We start from the raw sequence: 22,015 nt of genomic DNA, 5'->3' as shown, positions 1-22,015 counted from the left end.
TCGACTTCTTTTAAAAACTTCAAGAACTTGACTGCGCGGTGGCGCTTGTAGCATTTGCCGATGACGAACCCCGAGGCGACATCGAGCGCGGCAAACAGCGAGGTCGTACCATGCCGCACATAGCTGTGCGTGCGACGTTCCGGTACGCCAGGCATCATCGGCAAGACCGGTTGCTCGCGATCGAGTGCCTGAATCTGGCTTTTCTCATCGATGCTGAGGACAAGGGCTCGGTTCGGCGGGGATAGGTAAAGGCCGACGATATCGCGCACCTTGTCGACGAACAGTGGATCGCTCGACAGCTTGAACGTCTGGCTGCGGTGCGGCTGCAAGCCGAACGCTGCCCACATTCGGCGGATCGTGGTGTGGGAAAAGCCGGTTTCCGCAGCCATCGAGCGGATCGACCAGTGCGTCGCATCGGCCGGCGTCGTACGCAACGTCCGCTCGATCACGGCAGCGACCTGATCGTCGTTGATGGTGCGAGGGCGGCCAGGGCGGGCCTCGTCAAGCAGGCCATCACAGCGGTCCTTCAAGAATCGGCGGCGCCACTTGCCAACGGTATGTTCGTGGAGGCCGAGTTCCGCAGCTACAGACTTGCTTGGCAAGCCATCCGCACATCGCAGGATCGCGCGGCATCGCTCAGACAGCGACCGGGCAACACGATGACGACGAACTTGCCTCTCCAAGTACGCCCGCTCCTGCGGATTCAGCATTAACGGCGCAATCGGCCGGCCTCGCTCACCTGCATTAGCCACTCGCACTCTCCTCTGTAGAGATTCGAACTATCAACTAATGTGACGAACTTGCGTTCCAGATGACTAGGGACCCCGATGCGATGGTCCGTCCTCCGAAAGGAGAGTTGTGCAATCGGACCAGTTTCGCACTAGAAACGGCATCAACGAAGCGCAACGAACGCGATCGAAATCGAACGAAAACGTAGGAAATTCAACGAAGCTGATCGCTATTCTGCCGCTCATAACAGTCTGCGCGCGGCTTCGAGTGCCGGCCGATGATAACGAAATCAATGGCGAGACAGGGACTCGTTTGGGCCGAGATGGACTTTCGCCCCAAATACGCGGGTTGAAGACCCGACCGGCAGGCTGCCCTCCTTTTCCTTTCCTGTCGCATCCGATCGTACGATGAGCTCATAGCGTTCATTCCGTTTTGGCCTCGCCTGAGCATGATGTTCGGATGATCAACGCTTCCGGCATTCGCCCGATAGGTAACAGAACAAAGGCGTTTGCCGCGGCTATGGCGACGTCGCAGAGCTCGCCGGCGAAGCACTGATCGATGGGCGACGTATGCTGGTGGCCGCAAACAGGGAGACGATGAGGTGACGGTGTTCGCCATCATAGCCGCCATCCTTGACCTCGAGCTGCAGGAATGTGCTGTCTTCTCGATCGCCCGCGTCGTCGGCGACACCGCGGCGCTCGCCAACGAAAGCCTCACGGCACCGCTCAATGTCGAAATGATCGAGCAGGAGCCCGGCTCCCGATGACTAACTCGCCGCGCGAGTTATCCGCGGAAAGGCCTGGCGCGGCCGCTTTGGCCGTTGCGCACGCCCTTGCATTACTGCACGCAAGGCAGGATCATGCGGCCGAGCTCGTCCGCCGGGCCGAGCTGGAGGCAACCGCAAATGATCCGCGCAGCCATTTACGCCCGCTTCTCGTCCGATCGGCAGAACGATAGATCTGTCGACGATCAGATCGCGTCCTGCCGCGAGCTCTGCGCCCGCGAAGGCTTTACGGTCGTGCTGACCTTCTGCGATCGCGAGATCTCCGGCGCCTCGACCGTCAATCGTCCCGGCTTCCAGGACTTGATGCGAGCAGCCGAAGCGCGCCGCTTCGATGTCATCATCGCCGAGGACGTCGATCGCATTTCGCGCGACCAGGGCGATTGGCATACCGCACGCAAGCGGCTCGACTTCCTCGGCATTGCGATCCACACGGCGAGCGGCAAGGTGGGCAAGCTCGATGGCGCCCTGCGCGCGCTCATGGGCGAGATGTTTCTCGAGAACCGGGTTGTCCACACCCGCCGCGGCCTCGAGAGCGTGATCGGCGACGGCCGCCACGCCGGGGGCCGCGCCTACGGCTATCGGGCGATCGCAGGCAAACCAGGCGAGCTCGAGATCGACCAGGCCGAAGCCGAGATCGTGCGGAGAATCTTCTGCGAGTTTGTCGAGGGCAAGACGCCGCGCGAGATCGCCGCGGGCCTCAATGCCGACGGTGTCAGACCGCCCCGCGGCAACAATTGGAACGCGTCGACGATCAACGGCAATGCCGCACGCGGCCATGGTATGCTGATCAACGAGCTCTATGCGGGCCGCATCGTCTGGAACAAGGTCCGCATGATCAAGGATCCTGCCACCGGAAGGCGCGTGCCACGCCCGAACCGCAAGACCAATATCGTAGCGTCGACGCGCCGCACTTGGCGATCGTTGAGGACGCGACGTTCAAGGCCGCACAGGTGATCAAGGCTGGCCGCAGTCACCAGGGCGCCTCGCAATCGCGCAAGGCTGTCCGGCCCTTGTCAGGCCTGCTGCGCTGTGGATTCTGCGGCGCCGGTATGTCGGCGATCGGCGCGCAGAGGAAGGGGAAGCCTCACCGCATGCAGTGCTCGGCATTCCGCGAGAGCGGCGTCTGCAGCAACGGCCGCAAGGTTTCGCGCCCAGCGATCGAGACCCTGGTGTTTGAAGGCTTGCGCGAGGAGCTCGCCAATCCCGAGGCAATCGCCGAATATGTCCGCACCTACAACTCCGAGCGCCGGCGCTTGGCCAAGGAGAGTGGCGATCGCGAGAAGCATCTGCAGCGCCGCAACGGCGAGCTCGACCGCGAGATCGATCGCCTGATCACGAACATTGCGAAGGGCGCGGATTTCGACACCTACAACCCGAAGGTCAATGAGCTCGCGGCCGAACGGAAGCGTGTCAAGGCCGAGCTCGCACAGATCGCGGCCGCTTCCGAGATCGTCACCGTGCACCCGGCGGCGATCGAGCGCTATCTCGCCGACATCAGGCGCCTAGCCGAGGTCGCCGCAGAGGCTGCGGAACTCGACGAGCCCGTGCTCGTCGCAACGCTGCGCCAGCTGGTCCAAGCCGTCATCGTTCATGCGCCGCCGGGGACCGACGAACTCGCAATCGAGATCAAGGCATCCTTGTCGGAATTGACGTTGCCGGGACCGCTGCTGAAACGTTCGAGCGGGGGGGGGGTGACCGTTGGTAGCGGGGGCACGCTACCAACCCCACATTTGCGAGAGCATTCGTTCTCGGTTGCGATCAGCGCAGCTGCGCGAAGGCGCGGTGGAGGCGCCTTTCCACCTCCGACACTAACGGTCGTCGACACTTGTCTGCCCTGAAATTCGTGCCGTGCACATCCGCCGACCTACGCGGCCCTATCCACTCGAGGCCTACAATTGATACGTTTCAACTATCGTCAATCACCTCCCTCAACGGACAAGCGCCGAACGCGAAGATTACAAAAAGATGATCGCATTCTCCACGTGCGACCAAACTATACTGAGTGATACGGTCTTTCGGCATGCAGCGTCTTGAGGTGGCAGCCTTCCTTTAGCTGCAGTTGAACCGCGAACAGCAGTGCGCTTCTGTTGATCGAAGGCTTCATGACCATTCAGCTTTCGCAGACCGCTTGGCAATACGCCAGGGATAATCGGAGCACGTGCTTGGTTTCATCGCCTGAATGTTCTCTGGCGGGGCGATTCAATGGCCTCGCCGAGGTCTGAACGAATGCGCGCGCTGGCGTGGCGTCGCAGCCGCTTGATCCGCTCGATACTCCGGAATGTGTGACTACGAAGTCAACGAAGCGTGTCAAAGCTTCGCCGTTGCCCGGCTGAATCATTTGTGAGATGATTTATGCGAAAACCAGCGCCAACATCTTTGGAGAGTATAGGACCTGATACCCCACTGAGGCTGTCTGTGGCGGCCGCAATCGCATTTCCGGACCGGAGCATTTCGGAAAGCAGCTTGAGACGAGAGGCCAAGCGGGGGCGACTTACGGTCGAGATTATTGCTGGTAAAGCGTTTACGACGCTCAATGAGATTGAAAGGATGCGTGGCCGATGCCGCGTAGAAGTAAAGGTGCCCGTCTCCACCTCAGACCAGCCCGCTACGAGGCCGGAAAGCTCACTCACGCGGCCACCTGGATCATCCGAGACGGCACTAAGTACCAAGGCACAGGATGCCTTGAACATGAAATTGGAAGGGCTGAGCAAGCGCTCAGAGACTACATCAGCGGCAAATACTCGCCGCAGCGAAAAGAGCGCGACATAGATTCAATACCGATCGCGGATGTGCTTTCCATCTTCATCGACGATCGGCCAGACCTGTTCGTAGAGAATGCAGATGCCAAAAAGTACGTTTCCCGCATGAAGCGGCTGTGTGACTTCTGGGGCACGCTAATGCTGGGCGACGTCAATAAGGCCAAATGCAACGAGTACGTGAAGAAACGTGGAAACAATGGCGGTTCGAGGCGTGATCTGGAGGATCTTCGGGCTGCGATTGAACATCATGCTGATGAGGGATATCACCGCGGACTCGTCAAGGTAAAGCTGCCGAAGAAAGGTCCGCCACGCGATGCGTGGTTGACACGCGAACAGGCCGCTAAGCTGCTTTGGATCTGTTGGCGAGCTCGAGAGATCCAAACTGTGCATCGTGGTCCCATGAAGGGCCAGAAAGTCCAGACGGACAAGCGCCCGTTGCGCCATCTCGCGCGGTTCATCATTATCGGCCTCTATAGCGGAACGCGTGCGGGCGCCATTGCGTCCGCTTCACCGATTGCGGCCATTGGCCGGTCATTTGTCGATCTGGAGCGTGGGGTCTACTACCGGCGCCGGCAAGGTCAGCAGGAAACGAACAAACGTCAGCCTCCAATGCCGATCCCGCCTCGTCTGTTGGCACACCTGCGACGCTGGCATGCCCGCGGCATCATCAAGCGACATTTTGTCGAATTCAACGGGCAGCCGGTGACCTCGGTCAAGACAGCTTTCAAACGCGCCGTGAAGCTGGCAAACTTGGGCAAGAACATCTCGCCTCACACGCTGCGCCACACCGCCGCAACCTGGTTGATGCAAAACGGCACCGATCCCTGGCAGGGCGCCGGGTATTTAGGAATGTCCGTTGAGACGCTGCTGAAGGTATATGGTCACCATCACCCGGACTATCTATCCGACGCCGTTGAGAAGATGACGGCTAAACCGAAGCGACGATCTACCGCCACAGCTTCGCCACAGAAACGGAGCGAACAAACGAAAACGAACGTGATAAAGATGCCTGCAAAATAAGGGGTTTTGCGCGCTCCGAAGCACCTTTCCGGCGCTCATAACGGTCTGGTTGCAGGTTCGAGTCCTGCCGGGCCCACCAGTGAAATCAGCGTCTATCGGTTCGCAGCAGACCTGACTCGGATTCGCATGATCTGACTCTGCGCCCGCTCCTAGGTGTCGTCAGACCTCATGTAAGAGGCACCAACACTGCAGGACGCGGAACAAATTTAAACTCGCGCCGTCCAACCTGGACTACTCGCCTCGACTGGTGCGGAACGGCACCTTCATAGAGTGCATCAGGTGTGGAAGTACAACCGGCTGCAGTTGATATTTCGACTTGAGTGTGGGATTGCAGCCGCGGGCAAAGTTGGTCCCCTATAAGTTGGTCCTCTAATCGGGGCAAAGTTGGTCCCCTAGGCTGAAACACATAAAGCCCCGCCAGATGGCGGAGGCTTTTCATTGCGGATGTCGTGGGTCGAGGACGAACGTCGATCAATCGGACCTATGTCCGCTTTACCTCGACGAGCCGGCATCCGGGATGGACGAAGGGATCGTCAGATATGGGCCCAGATACCACGACAGCGCTGCCATGGTGGCAGGCGATTAATCCCAGCCAAGTCGTTACTCTGCACGCACGGGCATAGCCACTTTGGTCAGCCGGATCTCTATGATCGCGCCATCCCTCGATACCCCGCCAGTACCGGAGTTGTTCATCAGCAATCAGCAGGTGAGGACCGCCGGTTGTTGCTGTCCAGGTACGTGTTATCGTTATGCGTCTAATGATAGCAGGTATTTCTCTTATTGGGCCCTTCGGAGACCTGCCGGCGGCAAGCGCCAACTTCTGCTGTTAGGAGTAGAGCGGAAATGACGGTCCGGCCCTTGGCCTACCCGATAAGGCATCATTTCAGGACACGTCTTGGCACCAGCGCCGCGCTCTGCCGAGCTGTTTTTCGGGCGCCGGCGCGATAGCAACCTGGCCAGCAGATAAAATAGTTCTCCCGAAAGTCCATGGCAAACGACCGCTTGAGTAAACCGATGTCTGCCATGCGCCAGGAACGTCAAGAAGATCGACTCATCTAGCGACTAGCTGAAAGCCGCGGGAGCGACAAATGGATAAAACCGCTCCAATTCTGCGGCAAAGGCAAGCGTCGTGCGATCATGCAGATGCGGACCGATGATCTGCACGCCGATCGGCAACCCATCGACCAAACCAATCGGCACTGCTGTTGCTGGCAAAGACGGGAGCGTTGCGAGGCCGGCCCAGAAGAGCTGGTCGTTGTAATCCACGTCGTGACCATTAATCCGCAGCGTGCGTTCCTCGCGCGGTTTCGCTTCGTCAATCGGAAATGCTGCGCTGACCGTCGCCGGCGCAATCACCACATCGAACCGTTCGAAGAAGTCAGCCCAATCTCTCTTCAAGTGCGCGCGTCTCTCTTCGGCCAGGAGCCAATCGCGATGGCGTTGCGCATAGGCCCGAGCCGTCTGCAGGACATAAGGAGTGACGTTTGCTCCCTGCTCCTCGCTGCGGCGTACCGCATTGTCAAATACCGCAACGGGCAGCCGGGCCGTTGCAGAGCCGCGCAACAGCTGCACGTAAGTCGCATGGTATGATGCATGATCGGTGAACGGGAGGGCCTCCTCGACGACGCTCGCGCCCTCCTCCCTCAATCGAGCAGCCAGAGCGCGTATCGCCGCGCGATAGGGCTCGTCAACCTCCGCAACCGGCGAATTGGTGACGATCGAAATGCGGAAATCTCTCAGTCGGGTCGCCCGCGGCTCTGGCAGTTCGAGGCGCCATCCGCTGGCTGCATCGCCTGCCGGTCCTGCCAGAACATTCAGAGCGAGCGAGAGGTCGGCAACCGAACGCGCAAGTGGCCCACTCGTGACGAGATCGTTGCCGATCAGACTGCCTGCGCGCTCGTTGCCGAGATCGGGAACGATTCCAGGCGTCGGCTTATGACCGAACACGCCGCAGAAGTGAGCCGGCATGCGGATGGACCCGCCTGCGTCGCTACCAAGCTCGAGCGGCGTCAGTCCGGCAGCAAGTGCAGCACTGGCGCCTCCGGACGACCCGCCGGGGGTTCGATTGAGATCCCACGGATTGCGCGTGGTGCCATGGATTGCATTATAACTCTGCCAATCGATCAGATTCAGCGGAACATTCGTCTTGCCGAAGATAATTGCGCCTGCGGATCGCAACCGATCGATAATCACGGCGCTGCGCGGTGCGATGAAATCCTTCAGCGCGGGATCGCCATAGGTCGTCGGCCAACCGGCGACATTGTTGCTCTCTTTCACGGTGACAGGCAGCCCATGGAGAGGCCCCCAGGTCTGCCCTTTCGCCGCCACGGCGTCCGCCTCGTCGGCGCGTGCACGTGCAGCGGCGAGGTCTGTGAAGATGACCGCATTTATCGAGCTGTTAACCTTGTCGAGCCGCTCGATATGAAATTCGAGCAGCGCTCTGGCCGAGAATTCCTTGTTTCTCAGGCGAGCGAGGAGTTCGGTCGCCGATGCAAAAGCGAGGCGTTGATCGATCTTGCTGGACTGTGACGTCATGGACGCTCCCCGGTTGGCAGATCACTGGGCACGTGTTCCCAGAATACGACGCGCCTTTGCACCGCCCGAACGGCGAAGCTGCTGAAGACGCCGAAAACGGCAAGGATGAGAACGCCCGCGAACATCGCAGCTACGTTCATGTTCACCGTCGCCGCGCCGATCAGGTAACCAACGCCGCGCTCGGCCGCGACGAACTCGCCGACAACAGCGCCGATCAGTGCCAGCACGATACCGATCTCGAGGCCCGCGAAGATCGCGCCCGCAGCCGCCGGCAGCTTGATATGAAGAAATATCCACCAGGACGGACGTGAGAAGGATCGCGCCATCGCCACCAGCTCCGGATCAGTCCGACGGATGCCGCCGATCGTGTTCACGAGCAGCGGAAAAAAGCAGATCAGAGCGACCAGAACGACCTTCGACGCGAGACCAAAACCGAACCAGACGAGGATCAGCGGCGCGAGCGCGACCTTGGGCGTGGCCTGTATTGCCACAATATAGGGAAAGACAAAGCGCTCGAAGAGTTGGCTTTCCGCCACCAGCACACCCGCTACGATCGCGAGGATCGAGCCAATCGCGTAGCCAATGAGCGTAGACGACATAGTGAACACAACATGCGGCCAAAACTCTCCCGAGGCCAGTCCTGACCACAGGGCTTGAGCCACGGCCGAGGGCGCAGGTAACAAATAAGGCGGGAGGCCGCCGGGACCTGTCGCGTAGCTCCATGCTGCGAGAATGACCGATAGCGTCACCAGTGGCGGCACCAGCCACCTCAACCACTTCATCGTGCCGTTCCACTATTGCTGGCGACGGCGTCGAACAGACGACGCAGTTCGAGCGCCAATGTGTTGAATGTCCCGCCTCCCATCGTCTCAAGCGTGCGCGGGCGCGGCAGATCGACCTTGATGTCCGCCAAAATGCGCGCCGGGCGGCCGGCGAGCACCACGACGCGGTCGGCCAGGAACAGCGCCTCCGGTATCGAATGTGTGACAAAGATCGCGGTCCGCCGCTCCGTCATCCAGATGCGCTGAAGTTCAAGCGACAGCCGCTCGCGCGTCATCGCATCGAGAGCAGAGAAAGGCTCGTCGAGCAGCAAAAGACGGGGATCATGCAGAAGCATACGCGCTAATCCCACGCGCTGCGCCATGCCGCCGGAGAGTTGATCGGGATAAAGATGTGCGCTTTCGAGCAACCCCGTCATCTCAAGCAGGCGATCGGCCCGCGCCGCTTCCTCGCTACTGGCGCCGCGGGCAAAGCCGACGGGCAACAAGACGTTATCGCGCACATTACGCCACGGAAGTAATGTCGGCCGCTGAAACACCATGCCGACATCGCGATGCGGACGACGGACCTCCGTGTTGCCCACCATCACCCGTCCCACCTGCGCGATTGCAAGTCCAGCGAGAAGCTTCAGGAGCGTCGACTTGCCGCCACCGGAGGGGCCCAGCACGGCAAGGAACTCCCCCGCCTCCGCCGAAAGCGACAAGTCGTCGAGCACCGGAGCGTTCGCGCGCCCCGGATATGAGAAGCGGACGCCGGACAGCGCAACCAGCGCCGGCCGGGACGTCGCCTCAAGTCCAACAGCGCTCATGGCAGCGCGCGAGCGCGGGCGACGAGAGCGTCACGATCAAATTTGACGAAGCCTGGGACCAGTTTGTTGCTGAAATAGGCATCGAGAGGAATGTCTTCGGACGCGAATTCGCCATAGCGATACATCTCGCCGACATAGGTGCGGATGACGTTGAGATCGTAGGCACCCGGCACGCGCGCCTTACCGTCCGAATCGCGTAGCAATGGCTCGATCCATCGCTGCAGCAGGCGGACATTGGCTGCCAGAGCCGCGGCGGCGTCACCCTGCGGCCGCGCCGATGGATTCTTTCGCCAGAATGCCTCGACACAGCCGCGTGGGTTGGTATCGCAAACCACGAGCGCCTTGGTCCAGGCGCGCCCGAAGCGCTCGAGTAGATCCGGATTGTCGTCGAGCGTCGAGCGATGCGCGATATATCCGTTCACTACCGTTTGGCGGAACGCAGGCGGATAAGCGAGCCTGCGCGCGGCCACGCCTTCCTGCTCCAGCAAGTCGATCCATGTGCTGTTGAAGTTCAACGCCTGCACGCGGTCTTCGCGCAGCGCGTGAAAGCCGGCGCCAAGAACACCGACTGCAACGATCTGCACGTCCTTGCCCGGCGTCAAGCCTGCCGCACGGAGCAAAGCACGAGTCTGCGGTATCGTCCCCCACGTCAGCGCACCAACACCGATGCTCTTGCCACGCAGGTCGGCGATCGTGCGAATATCAGAGTCGGCCTTGACAGCGAGTTCGAGCGTATTCCTCGGACCAGCATTGTAGAAATACGAGACCGGCAACGGCTCGCTCCCTGGTTTGTGAGCAGAGAGCAGCGTCTCGGGAAGCGGCAGTGCGATCGTAATGTTCTTTTGCAAGAGTTGCGGCAGCAATGCGCCAGCACCGGCGAGCACCACATATTCAACGTCGAGATTTTCGTCGCGAAACAGTCCGAGTTCATCCGCAATGGATTGCACGCCGCCTTCTGTCACCGTTGGCGGGATGCCGAGACCAACTTTCACGCGGTCGGCCGCCTGTGTCGGCGCCTGCGACACCTGAACCAGAACTGCTGCTGCGGCGAGCCAAGTGATCGTGAAAAAACGCCGAAAGGAAAATGTGCCCGGCAACCGCTCGCACTTGAAACAATTTGCCACCGTCGACGCCACCTTAGAGAAAAACATGCCAAATCCTTGATTTACAAAGGGTATTTCGCATGACAAAAGTATCGCGTCAACGCATCGCTTAACGTGCACGACATTGTTTTACGACCACCTGCATGAAAGCCGGTCATTGCGCGAGCCGAACACTCGTGTTCCGCCGAGCTTCCCTTTCATCCACGGTGCTCCGCATCGGCCGAAAATCCTTGCCCAGAATATTCTTTTCTCACGCGCCTCAGATTGAGAACGAAATCACTCGATAGGTCCAAGAACCGAAAGTATCGTTCTTATTCCATGCGGATCGCCGAGATTACTTTTCGCAACTGCATCTTTTGACTAAGTGTGGCTGACCGCGCCCTCCACTCTCAGGGTTGCGTCACCATCCATCGAGCCATTTGATGAACTTCCACTTGCCTGCGCACGACGTTAAAACGCCCGCTATTGCGTTGAATGGCATCGAGAAAAGCTTCGACGCGCTCAAGGTTCTCGAGAACATTTCGCTCGTGGTCTCGCCTGGCGAAGTTGTGGCACTGATCGGAACGTCCGGCTGCGGCAAGAGCACATTGCTGAACATCATCGCGGACCTCCTGCAGCCTGATCGCGGCGAGATCAGCGTGAATGGCGCTGTCAATAATCTGCGAAGCGACCGCGATCGTATCGCCTATATGTTCCAAGAAGATCGCCTGCTGCCGTGGCGAAGCATCCGCGCCAACGTCGCATTCGGCCTCGAGGCGCAGCACATGGACAGATCGACTCGGCGCGCGAAGGCCGACGCCATGCTGGCACATGTCGGTCTGTCCGATTTTGCAAAATCGTGGCCGCACCAGCTCTCCGGCGGAATGCGCAGCAGGGTTGCGCTTGCGCGCAGCCTCGTCGTTGAGCCGCGCATCCTGCTGATGGACGAGCCATTCTCCAAGCTCGATCCGCAGACGCGCAGCCAAATGCACTGCGAGGTCATCCGCCTGCAAAAAATGCACGGCATTACGATTCTGTTCGTCACCCACGACATTGAAGAAGCCGTGGTGCTGGCGGATCGAATCGTCATGATGAGTCCGCGGCCCGGCCGCATCCGCAGCATCAAGACGTTGGACCTGCCGCGTCCACGTATCCCAACCGACCCCGTCGTGAGCGAGCAGATCCGCCAGTTGCGGATCGAGGCATAGATATGCCTTCGTTGACCCGCTTCACCGGCGTATTTCTGCAGCGCTGCCTGTTGTTCGGCGCTATCGCTTTGCTGTGGTGGTATGCCGCAAGCAAAGTGCCGTCGTTTGTCTTGCCGGGACCGGCCAAGGTCCTCGGTGCCATCGGCGATCTCCTGCAAAGCACGACGTTTCGCCACGATGTCGGCGCTACCATGAGCCGTGTCTTCAGCGGCTTCGCGCTCGCGGCGGTCACCGGCACACTGGCAGGGCTCATCCTCGGCTCCAATCGTACTCTCGCGACTTTCTTCGAGCCGATCCTCGCCATCCTCAATACCGTCTCGTCGGCCATCTGGGCGATCTTCGCGATCATCTGGTTCGGTATATCGGACGCCACGACCGTCTTCGTCGTGTTCATGACGGCGTTTCCACTGATCCTCACCAATGTCTGGCAGGGAACGCTGGTGGTCGACCGGCAATATGTCGACCTGGCACGATCGTTCCGAATGTCGCGGTCGCAAATTCTTTTCAAGGTCTACCTGCCGAGCATTCTCCCTCACTTCTTCTCGGGCGCGCGCCTCGCCTTCGGTTTCAGATGGCGGGTGTCGCTGGTCGCCGAGACCTTGGGATCATCCGACGGCATCGGCTATCGCCTGCGCCAGGCTGCCGACCTCGTGCAGAGCGACAAGGTGTTCGCCTGGACGCTGTTGCTGGTGGCATTGATGCTGGCGCTCGAAGCTGGCTTGCTCAAACCGCTGGAACGCACACTGTTCCGTTGGAAATCTTGATCTCCTAGGCATGAGGCCCTCTCCATGAAGCTCCGAAAATTCCTGCTTGCCGCTGCGGCTGTCGTGGCGGTCGCCGCCACGATGCCGGCCGAGGCCGGCCAAAAGGTCCGCATCGGTTATTGGACCAGTGGTGTAAGCCTCGGCTACGGTTCAGTGCTGCAGTCCAAGGATTTCCTCCATCAGCGCGGTATCGATGCGGAATTCGTCCACTTTCCGGACGTGAACGCGCCGCTGCGCGCGCTGGCATCCGGCTCGATCGACCTGGCCTTCGGGGCACCGCTCGCTGGTGTCTTCAGCACCGCCGCGGAAGGCGTGCCCATCAAGATCTTCACCGCGACGCAGCCCGCTGACGTTCAGGTCGTGGTGCCGAGCGACTCGCCGATCAAGTCGATCTCTGAATTGAAAGGTAAGAAGATCGGCATGTCGCCCGCGGGCTCGTCAGTTGCCGTCATCGCCGGCGCGGTTCTGTCGGGCAATTACGGCATCAAGAGCGAGGACTTCACTTTGGTCGGCGGCAACGAGTCCCGCCTTGTCCAATTCCTCGCCCAGAAGCAGGTCGACGCCGCGGCGCTTCGTTCGGTGACGGTCGCGCAGATCGACGGCGAATTGAAGGTGAGGAAGCTCGGCGGCTTCGTCGATGAATGGCGCAAACTTACAAAATCTGACGCCCTGCCCTACAACGGTGTCGGCGCAGTGAGCACAGCCCTGATCACCAGCCAGCCAGACACGGTCGCCAATGTCATTGCCGCCCTGCGCGATACGCTGGCGTGGGGCGCGGCGCACAAAGACGAGGTTGTCACCATTCTTGAGAAGAGCGCCAACCTGCCCACCAAGGATGCGCGCGTCTATGTCGAGAACTGGGACGCGATGAATCGCGTTGCCTTCGAGCCCTCGGACATCGCCAGCCTGAAGCGCCAGCACGAGGTGCTCGCCGCTGGCGGTTTCATCAAAGGTGAACTCAACGACGACCTATTCGTTACCGGGCCTTACGAACGCTCCAAGGCCCTCAAGTAAGGATATCGCATCTCATGACCAGCACAATGAAAGCCCTAGTGCTCCGCGCCCACGGCGACCTCGATCAGTTGCAGATCGTCACGGACAAGCCAATTCCGCAAGCGACTGCAGGTCATGTCGTCATTCGCGTTGGCGCGTCCTCGTTCAACTATCACGACGTATTCACGGTGCGCGGCATGCCCGGCATCAAAGTTCCGCTTCCCGTGGTGATCGGCCTCGATCTCGCCGGCACGATCAGCGCGATCGGTGACGACGTCACCGGCTGGAAAGTCGGCGACCGCGTGCTGGTCAATCCGCTCAAGCCCGGGGTCGGGTTGATGGGCGAGATGACCGACGGCGGCATGGCTGAATATGTCGCTGCGGACGCGCGCCAACTGATCCGCCTGCCCGATGCCGTAACCTTCGAGCAGGCGGCCTCGCTTCCCGTCGCCTATGGCACGGCGCATCGCATGCTGATCACACATCGCACGATAAAGGCCGGCGACAAAGTCCTGATCCTCGGCGCGAGCGGCGGTGTCGGCACCGCCAGCATCATCCTGGCCAAGCTGCTCGGAGCTGAGGTCATCGCCTGCGCCGGCAGCGACGAGAAATGCGCGCGACTGAAGGCGCTCGGCGCCGATCACGTCGTCAACTACCAGACCACGGATTTCTCGAAATGGGCGATCGCGCGATACGGTAAGCCGGAGCGGCGGACGCATGAAGGCGGTGTCGATGTCGTGATCAACTTCACCGGCGGCGATACCTGGCTGCCGTCGCTGCGTTGTCTCAAGCGCGGCGGCACCTTGCTGGTTTGCGGCGCCACTGCTGGATACGACCCCAAGGAGGATCTCCGCTACGTCTGGAGCTTCGAGCTTAACATCCGCGGCTCCAACAGCTTTTACGAGGAAGACCTCACGGCGCTGCTCGATCTGATCGCAGCGGGCAAAATCGATCCGTTGATCGATCGCGCCGTGCCTCTGGATCAGGCCGTCGAAGGCCTCGCCCAAATCCGAGACCGCACGGTGCTCGGCAAGGTCGTCGTCACGCCGTAACCGGCTTTGTCTCCCCCCTCGAAAGATTCATATCCGATGGCCAACAACAATTCCCCTTCGATCGATGACATCCGGGCGCGCTTGCTCAAGGCGCCCTATCACCAATGGCTCGGGCTCGACGTGACGTCGGTCGGCGACGGCGAAATCGAACTTACCGCCAAATGGCGCGAAGAATGGGTCGTCAACGTCGAAGGCGGCTACACGCATGGCGGCATTCTTGCAACGCTCGTCGATCTCACCGCCGATTGGGCACTGGTGTCAAGCAACGGGCGCGGTGTGCCGACCATCGACCTGCGCGTGGACTATCACAGCCCGGCCAGAGGCGACCTGCGTGCCGTCGGCAAGGCGATCAAGCTCGGCAAGCAGTTCTCGGTCGCCGAAGCCAAGATCTACGATGCCGCCGGCAAGCTCGTCGCGAGCGGCCGGGGTGTCTATCTGACGCCACAGCAGGATCGTTAGATGAGCATCCAGCTCGATCACATAGTGATCAACACGCAGTTCGAAACGGACACAGCCGCGCGGCTGTTCGAAGGCCTCGGCTTTCAGCTTACGCCTCGCGGCTTCCATCCGACGCTCGGCTCTATCAATCACCTCATGGTCTTCGAGCATGCCTATCTCGAATTGATCGGACTTCCCCGCGGCGGCGACAAGGTGCGCCAGGAACTGATCGACAGCCCGATCGGCCTCAATGGGCTCGTCTTTGCTAGCAAGGATGCCGGCGCAACACGCGATGCTGTCGTAAAGGCGGGCTTCGACGCGCAACCAGTGCAGAACTTTGCGCGCCCGCTGACCATTGAGGGACACGAGTACGAGGCGCGGTTTTCCGCGGTACGGCTGGCGCTGGATTCGTTCGCGGCCGGGCGCGTCTATTTTTGCCAGCATCACACGCCCGAACTGATCTGGCGAAAGAACTGGCTCGATCATCCCAATGCTGTCACCGGGATCGTCGAGTTGACCGTCGCCAGCACCGATCCGGGAGCCACGCGGGAGCGGTTCGATCGTCTCGGCGCCATCGACGGAGATTTTGCACTCACGGTAGCCGATACCGCCACCCTCGCCGCCAGATTCGGAGAGCTTTCCCAAGTCGGCGCAGAGCGGATCGAGCGCTTCGCCGCCGTGACATTGCGAAGCTCCGATCCGCAGATCGTTGCCGCCCGCGCGGCATCCCTCGGATTGCCACACGATTCGACGAGCCAACGCACTATCGTCGCGCTGCCGGCTTTCGGGGCGCTGATCGAGGTCGTCGCATGACTGCGGCAAGTAATCTCGGCAAGATAATCGATCCTGCGGGTGACCGTAGCCGGCTCGCCTTCATTGGCCTCGATGCTGAGCTCGCCGAAACACGTTGCACCTTCGGCGAATTGGATGACCTCGCCGATGCCGTGGCGAGGAGCCTGCACAAGCGCGGCTACAGCCAGGGCGATCGTATCGCAATTCTTGCCGCGAACTCCGTCGAGTTCATCGCTGTGGTGCTCGGTATCATGCGCGCCGGGCTGGTCGCCGTTCCCATCAACTATCGCTTTCCGAAAGAGTTGATTGACTATGTTGTCACCGACAGCAACGCTCGCCTGCTATTCTGCGACGAAGAGCGGCTTGCGTTAGCTCCACAAGGCATTGCGCACACTTTGCTTTCACGGGACGGGTTGAACAGTTTCGCGGAGCTCGCCGATCCCAGTGCTTTCGAAGCATTCGCACCAAGCGCCGACGAACCAGCGCTCATCCTCTACACATCCGGATCGACCGGCCGGCCCAAAGGCGTCGTCCTCAGTCATGCGGCGCACCTCTGGGTAGCACGAACGCGGCGGGAAACAGAACCGCTGGCAGACGAACGTGTACTGATCGCCGCGCCGCTTTACCACATGAATGCGCTGGCGCTGTCCTTCCTGGCGCTGGCATCGCACGCCACGACCGTGCTGCTGTGGCAATTTTCAGCTGTCCCCTATATCCGGGCGATCGATCGCTATCGTTGCACCTGGCTCACCGCCGTACCGCCAATGATCGCGATGATGCTGCGCGAGCGGGACGCGCTGGCATCGGCGGATCTGTCGTCGGTACGGGTGATCAGAATGGGCTCCGCGCCGGTGAGCAAGAGTCTGCTCGAGCAGATTCACCGCATGCTGCCAAACGCGCGAGTCATGAATGCCTATGGCACAACCGAGGCCGGACCGATCGTCTTCGCCGGCCACCCGGACGGCAGACCCACGCCTCCTTTCACACTGGGCTACGCCCATCCGAAAGTGCAATTGCGTTTGCGCGACGAGACCGGACAGGAGAGCAAGGAAGGTGTTTTGGAGATCAAAAGCCCAGCCTTGATGAATCGATATCACAACCGCCCCGAACTCGGCACGGTCTTCACCCCGGACGGCTATTACGTCACCGGCGACGTGTTCCGCCTTGACGACGACGGCTTCTACGCTTTTGTCGGACGACGCGACGACATGTTCGTCTGTGGAGGCGAGAACATCTATCCTGGCGAAGTCGAAGCCATGCTCGAGCGGCACCCTGCCGTGGCGCAGGCCTGCGTTGTCCCGGTCGACGATGACATTAAAGGTCAGAAGCCCGTCGCTTTTGTCGTTCTTCGCGCGCACGCTTCCGCGACCGAGGACGAAATCAAGAAGTTCGCCCTCGAACACGCTGCAGCTTTCCAGCATCCGCGCCGCATCTGGTTTGTCGATAGCATGCCGCTTGCAAGCACACAGAAGATCGATCGGTGTTTGCTCAAATCGGAAGCTGCGGCGCGCGTCCGAGGTTAACCAAGGCACATTGGCACATATCAGCGAAGCGATTGCTGCGTTTACTCGGCGTCCGCCTTGCGTCAGAGGACTAAACCGCTCGAGTTTCTGGTCCCATCCCAGGGCTTATCCGGGCAAAGTGGGCATACGCCGCCGGTTGGCGCACATGGGTCCCTCCCCCCGCAACGTCTCGGTACATCTTGGAATCCGATTGTGAGTTGAGGAGGACATCGCGAAGCGGATTGGGTCCGAATTGCGGAGCTCAAGAGCATAACGTCGGGTACGTCAAGGGCGGCCGTCAGCCTGCTGGGCGGGGCAGGCCAAGCGAATCGCGCAGGGTCGAACCGTCGTACTCGGTGCGGAACAGGCCGCGACGTTGCAGCTCCGGCACGAGGCCGTGGACCAGCTCCTCCAAGCCTCCTGGAAGATATGGGACCTGCAACATGAAGCCGTCGCAGGCACCAGCCTCGAACCACTCCTGCATACGATTGGCCACCGAACCAGGCGTGCCGGCAAATCCGCTGGTGGTTCTCCCCGCACCGTAGCGCTGCCCCAGTTCGGCCAGGCTCAAGCCCGAGCGTCGCGTCAGTTCGGAGACTTCGCGGTAGTGCCCTTCGACACCGGGAACATCGAGGTTCTCAGGCAGGACCTGATCCTGCGGAAAGCGCGAGAGGTCGACGCCAAGATGATAGGACAATGTCGAGAGACCAGACTCGGGATGCGAAAGTTCGTGAAGCTGGTCGTGCAGCGCCTTCGCCTGCATGTCCGTGTCTGCGATCACCGGGACGATGCCGGGCAACACCTTGACCGTGTCCGGATCGCGACCGAACCGCACAGCGCGGGCGCGCAGATCGTTGCGGAATTCGACCGCGACGTCGATCAGGCCTGGCGTCACGAAGACGACTTCCGCCCATCGGGCGGCGAAATCACGGCCGCGATCGGAAGCGCCGGCCTGGATGAAGACCGGGCGCCCTTGCGGCGGCCGACTGACATTGAGCGGGCCCCGCACGTTGAACCATTTGGCGGAATGGTCGATCCGGTGCACCCGCGCAGGATCGGCAAATAGCGGCGTCTTGCGATCTCGGACCAGCGCACCGTCCTCCCACGAATTCCACAGCTTGGTCACGACCTCAAGAAACTCGTCGGCGCGCTCGTAGCGCTCCTCGCGCGAGAGCTGCTCGGTCAAGCCGAAATTGCGCGCCTCCGCCTCCTGGAAGGAGGTGACGATGTTCCAAGCGGCGCGACCACCGCTGAGATGATCGAGCGTCGCGAGCGTCCGCGCCAGTGCATAGGGCTGGGCGTAGGTTGTCGAAATGGTGGCGCCGAGACCGAGATTCTTCGTCGCACCCGCGATGATCGAGAGCACCACCAGCGGATCGAGCCGCAGCGCCCCAAGCGCGCCGTAGCGAAGCTGGCTGTCCAGGCTGCCGCCCAGCGTGTCCGGGATCGCGAGGATGTCCGCAATGAAAAGAAGATCGAAACGCCCCTGCTCCAACAGCCGGCCGATATTCTGGTAGTAAGCGGCGGACAGCAGATCGCCGTCCGCTTCCGGATGCCGCCATCCGGCATGGCTGCCGGAGACCGGACCCGCGGAGACAAAGGCGGCAAGGTGAAGTTTCTTGTCAGGCATAGGTCAGCTCACCGTCCATGATATCTCGACGGGGCCGCCACGCTTCAGCGTGTTGTAGATTGGGCAGTTGGCCGTGAAGCCGTCGACTAGCGTTTCAGCCTCGCGCGCCGTCACGCCAGACAGGTGCACTCCGATACGAATCCACTCGTACTGGGTCGGATCGGTGGCGTGACGCCGGAACGAGACTTCGGATCCGGCCTCGCGCAGAACGATGCCTAGCTCTTTCGCCGTCTTCTGGATGAGGCCTAGCGAGCAACTGCCAAGAGACGACAGCAGCAGTTCGCCGGCGGTAATTGCCTCGCCGGGGCCGCCGATCGCCACACGCTGATCGGAAATGAAATGGTTCGTTCCTGCACTGAGCAGATAGCGGCCGAAATGGCCGATGGTGGCAGAGGTGATCGACACCGTCTCGCCGGCTTGAGCGTTCATGATGCTTCTCTGTGTTGTCGGGCCGCCCGCCGCTGCTTATGCACCGAGCTCCAGCGTGACCGCCTTCTTTGCTGTGTCGAATTGAGCGCCCAGCAGGAACGATCGAACGTCGACCTTGTTGGGCAGAACGCCAAGTGCGTGGAAATTGTCGGCAAGATCCTGGGTCGACGCCGCGGCTGCTTCATCGATCGGCCTCAGCGCGACGGCGGTCGATTCGGACAATCTGGCATCGCGGACAAGCTTTTCGTAGACGGCCTGCTCAGTCCCGTTCGGCGGAAAGCCGCCCTGCGACGCCCAGAGCGCAACGGACTCGGCCGGATGCGCGAAGATATAGGCCTGGGTCTCCCGGATGATCTTCACGAACTTGGCGAAGAGCTGCGGATACTTCGCCGCGACATCACTGCGCGCGACGTAGAAGGCGTAATCGTAGGTTTTCACGTCGGGCAGCAGGCGGGCCTTGCCGCCAAGCTTTGTCAGCGCCAACGCCGTGGCCGGCTGCCAGTGGATCCAGCCGTCGATGCTTCCTTGCGCGAAAGCCGTGAACGCATCCGCCCCGCTCAGGCTGACGGCCTGCACATCAGACAACCTGAGGCCGGCGGTCTCCAGATGTTTGATCAGGCTGTAGGTGCCGGTCGTACCGTTCTGGTGGGCGATCTTCTTGCCCTTCAGATCGGCCGCCGTCTTGATCGACGAACTGGCCTGCACCAGGAAATCGACCTCATCGACCGGCAAGGGATAGGCCGCAAGCGGCACGATCGGAACACGCGCCGGAACGGCGTTTACGACCGCCGTTGCGGTAGCAAAGGTGAAATCGACGGAGCCGGCCTTGATCGCCTCCATCACCGGCAGCGATGCCGTGAAGCCGGGTTGCCAGACGATCTTGGTGCCGAGCTCCTGCTCGAGATTGCGGCCGCCCACGCCGGCCCGCAGCGATGCCCAGACGCCGGTGCGGCCGTCTCCGATCACCGCGACAGTCAGCTGCCGGGGCACGGTATCGGCGGCATTCGCGCGCGGAGCCCTGCCCACCCCCGTCGCAGCCGCGGCAAATCCAGCACCGATCGACAGCACCGAGCGCCGCGAGATACCCGCGCCACCGCGCGTCCAACCACCAAAAGTCATAACTTCATCCCTCCGTCTTGTTATGCAACGGCAACCAAATCGCGCTCGGCCGTCAGCAGGCCGTCGAGCAGTTCCTCTTTCAGAGCCGACAGCACCCGATCGCCGCGGTGCCGCGGACGCGGCTGGTCGAAGATCAGATCGCGCGCGATGCCGCCATCCTTGACGAGGAGCACGCGATCGGAGAGCAGCAACGCCTCCTCGACGTCGTGCGTCACCAGCACGACGGTGCGGGGTCGCACGGCGAGCAGTTGCCCCAGCAGCAACTGCATCGCAGCCCTGGTGATGGCGTCGAGCGCCCCGAACGGCTCGTCCAGCAGCAACAAGTCAGGCTCGTGAATCAGCGCCCGTGCCAGCGCCACACGCTGGCGCTGGCCGCCCGACAGCCCGACCGGAAATTCACTCTCACGTCCCTGCAGCCCAACGGCTTCGAGGATGCGACCAGCCTCGTCCTTCCTGCCCTTGATGCCCAACAAGACATTGCCGAGGACCGTCCGCCACGGCAGCAGCCGGTCCTCCTGGAACATCAGTCGCACGTCCGCCTTGTGGCCGGTCGTCCGGAGCTCGATGCGGCCAAGCGAAGGCGCGTCCAGCCCTGCCACAAGACGCAGGAGCGTCGACTTGCCGGCGCCGCTCGGCCCGATGATCGAGACAAACTGGCCGGCCGCGATATCGAGATCGACGTTGTCAAGGACCTTGCGGCCGGCGAATGATTTGCCGACCGAACGCAGGCTGACGCTGGCTCCGCTCATGCCTTGACCCTGTCGGCATAGTTCGGATGCCAGCGCAGCAGCCGTCGTTCGATCAAGCGCGTGATGAAATCCGACAGCCAGCCTGCCATGGCATAGAGAATGATGGCCAGCACGATGATGTCGATGCGCAGGAGTTCACGGGCATTCTGCACGAGGTAGCCAACGCCGTCCCGCGACGCGATCGTTTCACCCACCACAAGCGTGAGCCAGGCCACGCCAAGCGCATAGCGCATGCCGACCAGGATGGGCTGGAGCGCTGCGGGGAGAATAATGGACCAGACCAGCTCGGCGCGCCCGAGGCCGTAGGATTTTCCAAGTTCGATCAGCTTGGGATCAACATTGCGGATGCCGCCGACCGTATTGATGTAGACCGGGAAGAGCGACCCCATCGCGACGAGAATAAGCCGCGGCTCCTCTCCGATGCCGAACCAGAGGATCATCAGCGGCACCAGCGCCAGGTGCGGAATGGTCCGGATCATCTGCAAGGATCGATCGAAGAGTTCATGCACCGGCTCGAACAGCCCCACGGCCAGGCCGATCAACAGTCCGCCGAAGGCACCGATGCTGAAGCCGATCGCAACCCGGCGGAGACTGACAAGGATGTCGTGCTGCAATTCCCCGCGTTCGGCAAGCTGCCGCGCGGCGTCCCAGATGTCGGATGGCGCCGGCACGATTGCCGTGGACACGATCCCCGTTGCAGAGAGGAACTGCCAGATGAGCAGCAGGCCGACCGGGAGAAGCCAGGGTAAAGCGACGGAGCGCCAGATCGGAGCACGCGCGCGCAATCTCGATACTTCCGATGGACGCGCAACATCGGCGACCACCGTTACAACGGTTTCGCC

21 protein-coding genes are annotated in these 22,015 nt (G+C 61.3%); 11 read left to right on the top strand and 10 right to left on the bottom strand.

All coding sequences use genetic code 11. The features are described from left to right. On the bottom strand, positions 1-752 hold a 752-nt coding region (locus AC5ZG1_RS06565), incomplete at its 3' end, for an IS630 family transposase (RefSeq protein ID WP_496132328.1). 578 nt (positions 753-1,330) lie between these two features. Between AC5ZG1_RS06565 and AC5ZG1_RS06560 the strand changes: the two genes are divergently transcribed. From AC5ZG1_RS06560 to AC5ZG1_RS06545, 4 genes are all read left to right on the top strand, one after another. Beyond that, positions 1,331-1,495, top strand: a complete 165-nt coding sequence (locus AC5ZG1_RS06560; RefSeq protein ID WP_155255047.1) for a hypothetical protein — start codon at positions 1,331-1,333, stop codon at positions 1,493-1,495. Positions 1,496-1,633: 138 nt separating this feature from the next. Beyond that, entirely contained in the window at positions 1,634-2,467 is an 834-nt protein-coding gene (locus tag AC5ZG1_RS06555) for a recombinase family protein (RefSeq protein ID WP_051396546.1), read from the top strand. After that, positions 2,425-3,351 carry a recombinase zinc ribbon domain-containing protein gene (locus AC5ZG1_RS06550; protein WP_463331078.1) on the top strand — a complete coding sequence of 309 codons (927 nt, stop codon included), beginning with the start codon at positions 2,425-2,427 and terminating at the stop codon, positions 3,349-3,351. The genes AC5ZG1_RS06555 and AC5ZG1_RS06550 overlap by 43 nt, the downstream gene beginning before the upstream one ends. A gap of 720 nt (positions 3,352-4,071) precedes the next feature. After that, positions 4,072-5,292: a tyrosine-type recombinase/integrase gene (locus AC5ZG1_RS06545; protein WP_455996757.1), complete on the top strand. Its 1,221-nt coding sequence runs from the start codon at positions 4,072-4,074 to the stop codon at positions 5,290-5,292. A gap of 1,062 nt (positions 5,293-6,354) precedes the next feature. On the opposite strand, the gene AC5ZG1_RS06540 is transcribed toward AC5ZG1_RS06545, so the two are convergent. The 4 genes from AC5ZG1_RS06540 to AC5ZG1_RS06525 are packed head-to-tail and all read right to left on the bottom strand — an operon-like array spanning position 6,355 to position 10,566. Next, positions 6,355-7,827 carry an amidase gene (locus AC5ZG1_RS06540; RefSeq protein ID WP_496132327.1) on the bottom strand — a complete coding sequence of 491 codons (1,473 nt, stop codon included), beginning with the start codon at positions 7,825-7,827 and terminating at the stop codon, positions 6,355-6,357. Next, entirely contained in the window at positions 7,824-8,588 is a 765-nt protein-coding gene (locus tag AC5ZG1_RS06535; RefSeq protein WP_496132326.1) for an ABC transporter permease, read from the bottom strand. Before AC5ZG1_RS06535 ends, AC5ZG1_RS06540 begins: the two co-directional genes overlap by 4 nt. Positions 8,589-8,605: 17 nt before the next feature. Beyond that, on the bottom strand, positions 8,606-9,415 hold the full coding sequence (locus AC5ZG1_RS06530; protein ID WP_496132325.1) for an ABC transporter ATP-binding protein: 810 nt from the start codon (positions 9,413-9,415) through the stop codon (positions 8,606-8,608). Then, positions 9,412-10,566 carry an ABC transporter substrate-binding protein gene (locus tag AC5ZG1_RS06525; protein WP_496132324.1) on the bottom strand — a complete coding sequence of 385 codons (1,155 nt, stop codon included), beginning with the start codon at positions 10,564-10,566 and terminating at the stop codon, positions 9,412-9,414. The genes AC5ZG1_RS06530 and AC5ZG1_RS06525 overlap by 4 nt, the downstream gene beginning before the upstream one ends. 374 nt (positions 10,567-10,940) lie before the next feature. Between AC5ZG1_RS06525 and AC5ZG1_RS06520 the strand changes: the two genes are divergently transcribed. The 7 genes from AC5ZG1_RS06520 to AC5ZG1_RS06490 are packed head-to-tail and all read left to right on the top strand — an operon-like array spanning position 10,941 to position 17,267. Beyond that, positions 10,941-11,705: an ABC transporter ATP-binding protein gene (locus AC5ZG1_RS06520; protein ID WP_496132323.1), complete on the top strand. Its 765-nt coding sequence runs from the start codon at positions 10,941-10,943 to the stop codon at positions 11,703-11,705. Positions 11,706-11,707: 2 nt separating this feature from the next. Beyond that, positions 11,708-12,469: an ABC transporter permease gene (locus AC5ZG1_RS06515; RefSeq protein ID WP_496132322.1), complete on the top strand. Its 762-nt coding sequence runs from the start codon at positions 11,708-11,710 to the stop codon at positions 12,467-12,469. Positions 12,470-12,493: 24 nt separating this feature from the next. Continuing rightward, the gene (locus AC5ZG1_RS06510) at positions 12,494-13,483 is read left to right on the top strand and encodes an ABC transporter substrate-binding protein (RefSeq protein ID WP_496132321.1); all 990 of its coding nucleotides are present in this window, start codon (positions 12,494-12,496) and stop codon (positions 13,481-13,483) included. A 26-nt stretch (positions 13,484-13,509) separates the two neighbouring features. Then, a complete protein-coding gene (locus AC5ZG1_RS06505; RefSeq protein WP_496132331.1) occupies positions 13,510-14,514 on the top strand; it encodes a zinc-binding dehydrogenase in 1,005 nt (334 codons plus the stop codon). Between the two features lie 36 nt (positions 14,515-14,550). Next, complete coding sequence (locus AC5ZG1_RS06500; protein WP_130225762.1) at positions 14,551-14,973, top strand: PaaI family thioesterase; 423 nt, start codon at positions 14,551-14,553, stop codon at positions 14,971-14,973. Further along, positions 14,974-15,765, top strand: coding sequence for a VOC family protein (locus AC5ZG1_RS06495; protein ID WP_496132320.1), 792 nt, complete (start codon positions 14,974-14,976; stop codon positions 15,763-15,765). It begins immediately after the preceding gene. Next, complete coding sequence (locus AC5ZG1_RS06490; RefSeq protein ID WP_496132319.1) at positions 15,762-17,267, top strand: class I adenylate-forming enzyme family protein; 1,506 nt, start codon at positions 15,762-15,764, stop codon at positions 17,265-17,267. The genes AC5ZG1_RS06495 and AC5ZG1_RS06490 overlap by 4 nt, the downstream gene beginning before the upstream one ends. 277 nt (positions 17,268-17,544) lie before the next feature. On the opposite strand, the gene AC5ZG1_RS06485 is transcribed toward AC5ZG1_RS06490, so the two are convergent. The 5 genes from AC5ZG1_RS06485 to AC5ZG1_RS06465 are packed head-to-tail and all read right to left on the bottom strand — an operon-like array spanning position 17,545 to position 21,787. After that, positions 17,545-18,876, bottom strand: a complete 1,332-nt coding sequence (locus AC5ZG1_RS06485) for an LLM class flavin-dependent oxidoreductase (protein WP_496132318.1) — start codon at positions 18,874-18,876, stop codon at positions 17,545-17,547. A 3-nt stretch (positions 18,877-18,879) separates the two neighbouring features. Continuing rightward, a complete protein-coding gene (locus AC5ZG1_RS06480; protein ID WP_130225758.1) occupies positions 18,880-19,305 on the bottom strand; it encodes an OsmC family protein in 426 nt (141 codons plus the stop codon). Between the two features lie 36 nt (positions 19,306-19,341). Continuing rightward, positions 19,342-20,424, bottom strand: a complete 1,083-nt coding sequence (locus tag AC5ZG1_RS06475; RefSeq protein ID WP_496132317.1) for an ABC transporter substrate-binding protein — start codon at positions 20,422-20,424, stop codon at positions 19,342-19,344. Positions 20,425-20,444: 20 nt separating this feature from the next. Beyond that, complete coding sequence (locus AC5ZG1_RS06470; RefSeq protein ID WP_130225756.1) at positions 20,445-21,173, bottom strand: ABC transporter ATP-binding protein; 729 nt, start codon at positions 21,171-21,173, stop codon at positions 20,445-20,447. After that, positions 21,170-21,787, bottom strand: a complete 618-nt coding sequence (locus tag AC5ZG1_RS06465) for an ABC transporter permease subunit (protein ID WP_245474698.1) — start codon at positions 21,785-21,787, stop codon at positions 21,170-21,172. Before AC5ZG1_RS06465 ends, AC5ZG1_RS06470 begins: the two co-directional genes overlap by 4 nt. Between the last annotated feature and the right edge of the window lie 228 nt (positions 21,788-22,015).

Source organism: Bradyrhizobium sp. Leo78 (assembly GCF_059512425.1).
Note: the sequence above shows the minus strand (reverse complement) of the source record. Positions and strands in the feature narration are given on the sequence as shown.

Bases quoted from the DNA above. Each gene is read 5' to 3' on its own strand.
- AC5ZG1_RS06545 (WP_455996757.1), top strand. From the start codon at position 4,072: ATGCCGCGTAGAAGTAAAGGTGCCCGTCTCCACCTCAGACCAGCCCGC.
- AC5ZG1_RS06485 (WP_496132318.1), bottom strand. From the start codon at position 18,876: ATGCCTGACAAGAAACTTCACCTTGCCGCCTTTGTCTCCGCGGGTCCG.
- AC5ZG1_RS06475 (WP_496132317.1), bottom strand. From the start codon at position 20,424: ATGACTTTTGGTGGTTGGACGCGCGGTGGCGCGGGTATCTCGCGGCGC.
- AC5ZG1_RS06490 (WP_496132319.1), top strand. From the start codon at position 15,762: ATGACTGCGGCAAGTAATCTCGGCAAGATAATCGATCCTGCGGGTGAC.
- AC5ZG1_RS06505 (WP_496132331.1), top strand. From the start codon at position 13,510: ATGAAAGCCCTAGTGCTCCGCGCCCACGGCGACCTCGATCAGTTGCAG.
- AC5ZG1_RS06525 (WP_496132324.1), bottom strand. From the start codon at position 10,566: ATGTTTTTCTCTAAGGTGGCGTCGACGGTGGCAAATTGTTTCAAGTGC.
- AC5ZG1_RS06530 (WP_496132325.1), bottom strand. From the start codon at position 9,415: ATGAGCGCTGTTGGACTTGAGGCGACGTCCCGGCCGGCGCTGGTTGCG.
- AC5ZG1_RS06470 (WP_130225756.1), bottom strand. From the start codon at position 21,173: ATGAGCGGAGCCAGCGTCAGCCTGCGTTCGGTCGGCAAATCATTCGCC.
- AC5ZG1_RS06515 (WP_496132322.1), top strand. From the start codon at position 11,708: ATGCCTTCGTTGACCCGCTTCACCGGCGTATTTCTGCAGCGCTGCCTG.
- AC5ZG1_RS06500 (WP_130225762.1), top strand. From the start codon at position 14,551: ATGGCCAACAACAATTCCCCTTCGATCGATGACATCCGGGCGCGCTTG.
- AC5ZG1_RS06540 (WP_496132327.1), bottom strand. From the start codon at position 7,827: ATGACGTCACAGTCCAGCAAGATCGATCAACGCCTCGCTTTTGCATCG.
- AC5ZG1_RS06495 (WP_496132320.1), top strand. From the start codon at position 14,974: ATGAGCATCCAGCTCGATCACATAGTGATCAACACGCAGTTCGAAACG.
- AC5ZG1_RS06520 (WP_496132323.1), top strand. From the start codon at position 10,941: ATGAACTTCCACTTGCCTGCGCACGACGTTAAAACGCCCGCTATTGCG.
- AC5ZG1_RS06555 (WP_051396546.1), top strand. From the start codon at position 1,634: ATGATCCGCGCAGCCATTTACGCCCGCTTCTCGTCCGATCGGCAGAAC.
- AC5ZG1_RS06510 (WP_496132321.1), top strand. From the start codon at position 12,494: ATGAAGCTCCGAAAATTCCTGCTTGCCGCTGCGGCTGTCGTGGCGGTC.
- AC5ZG1_RS06480 (WP_130225758.1), bottom strand. From the start codon at position 19,305: ATGAACGCTCAAGCCGGCGAGACGGTGTCGATCACCTCTGCCACCATC.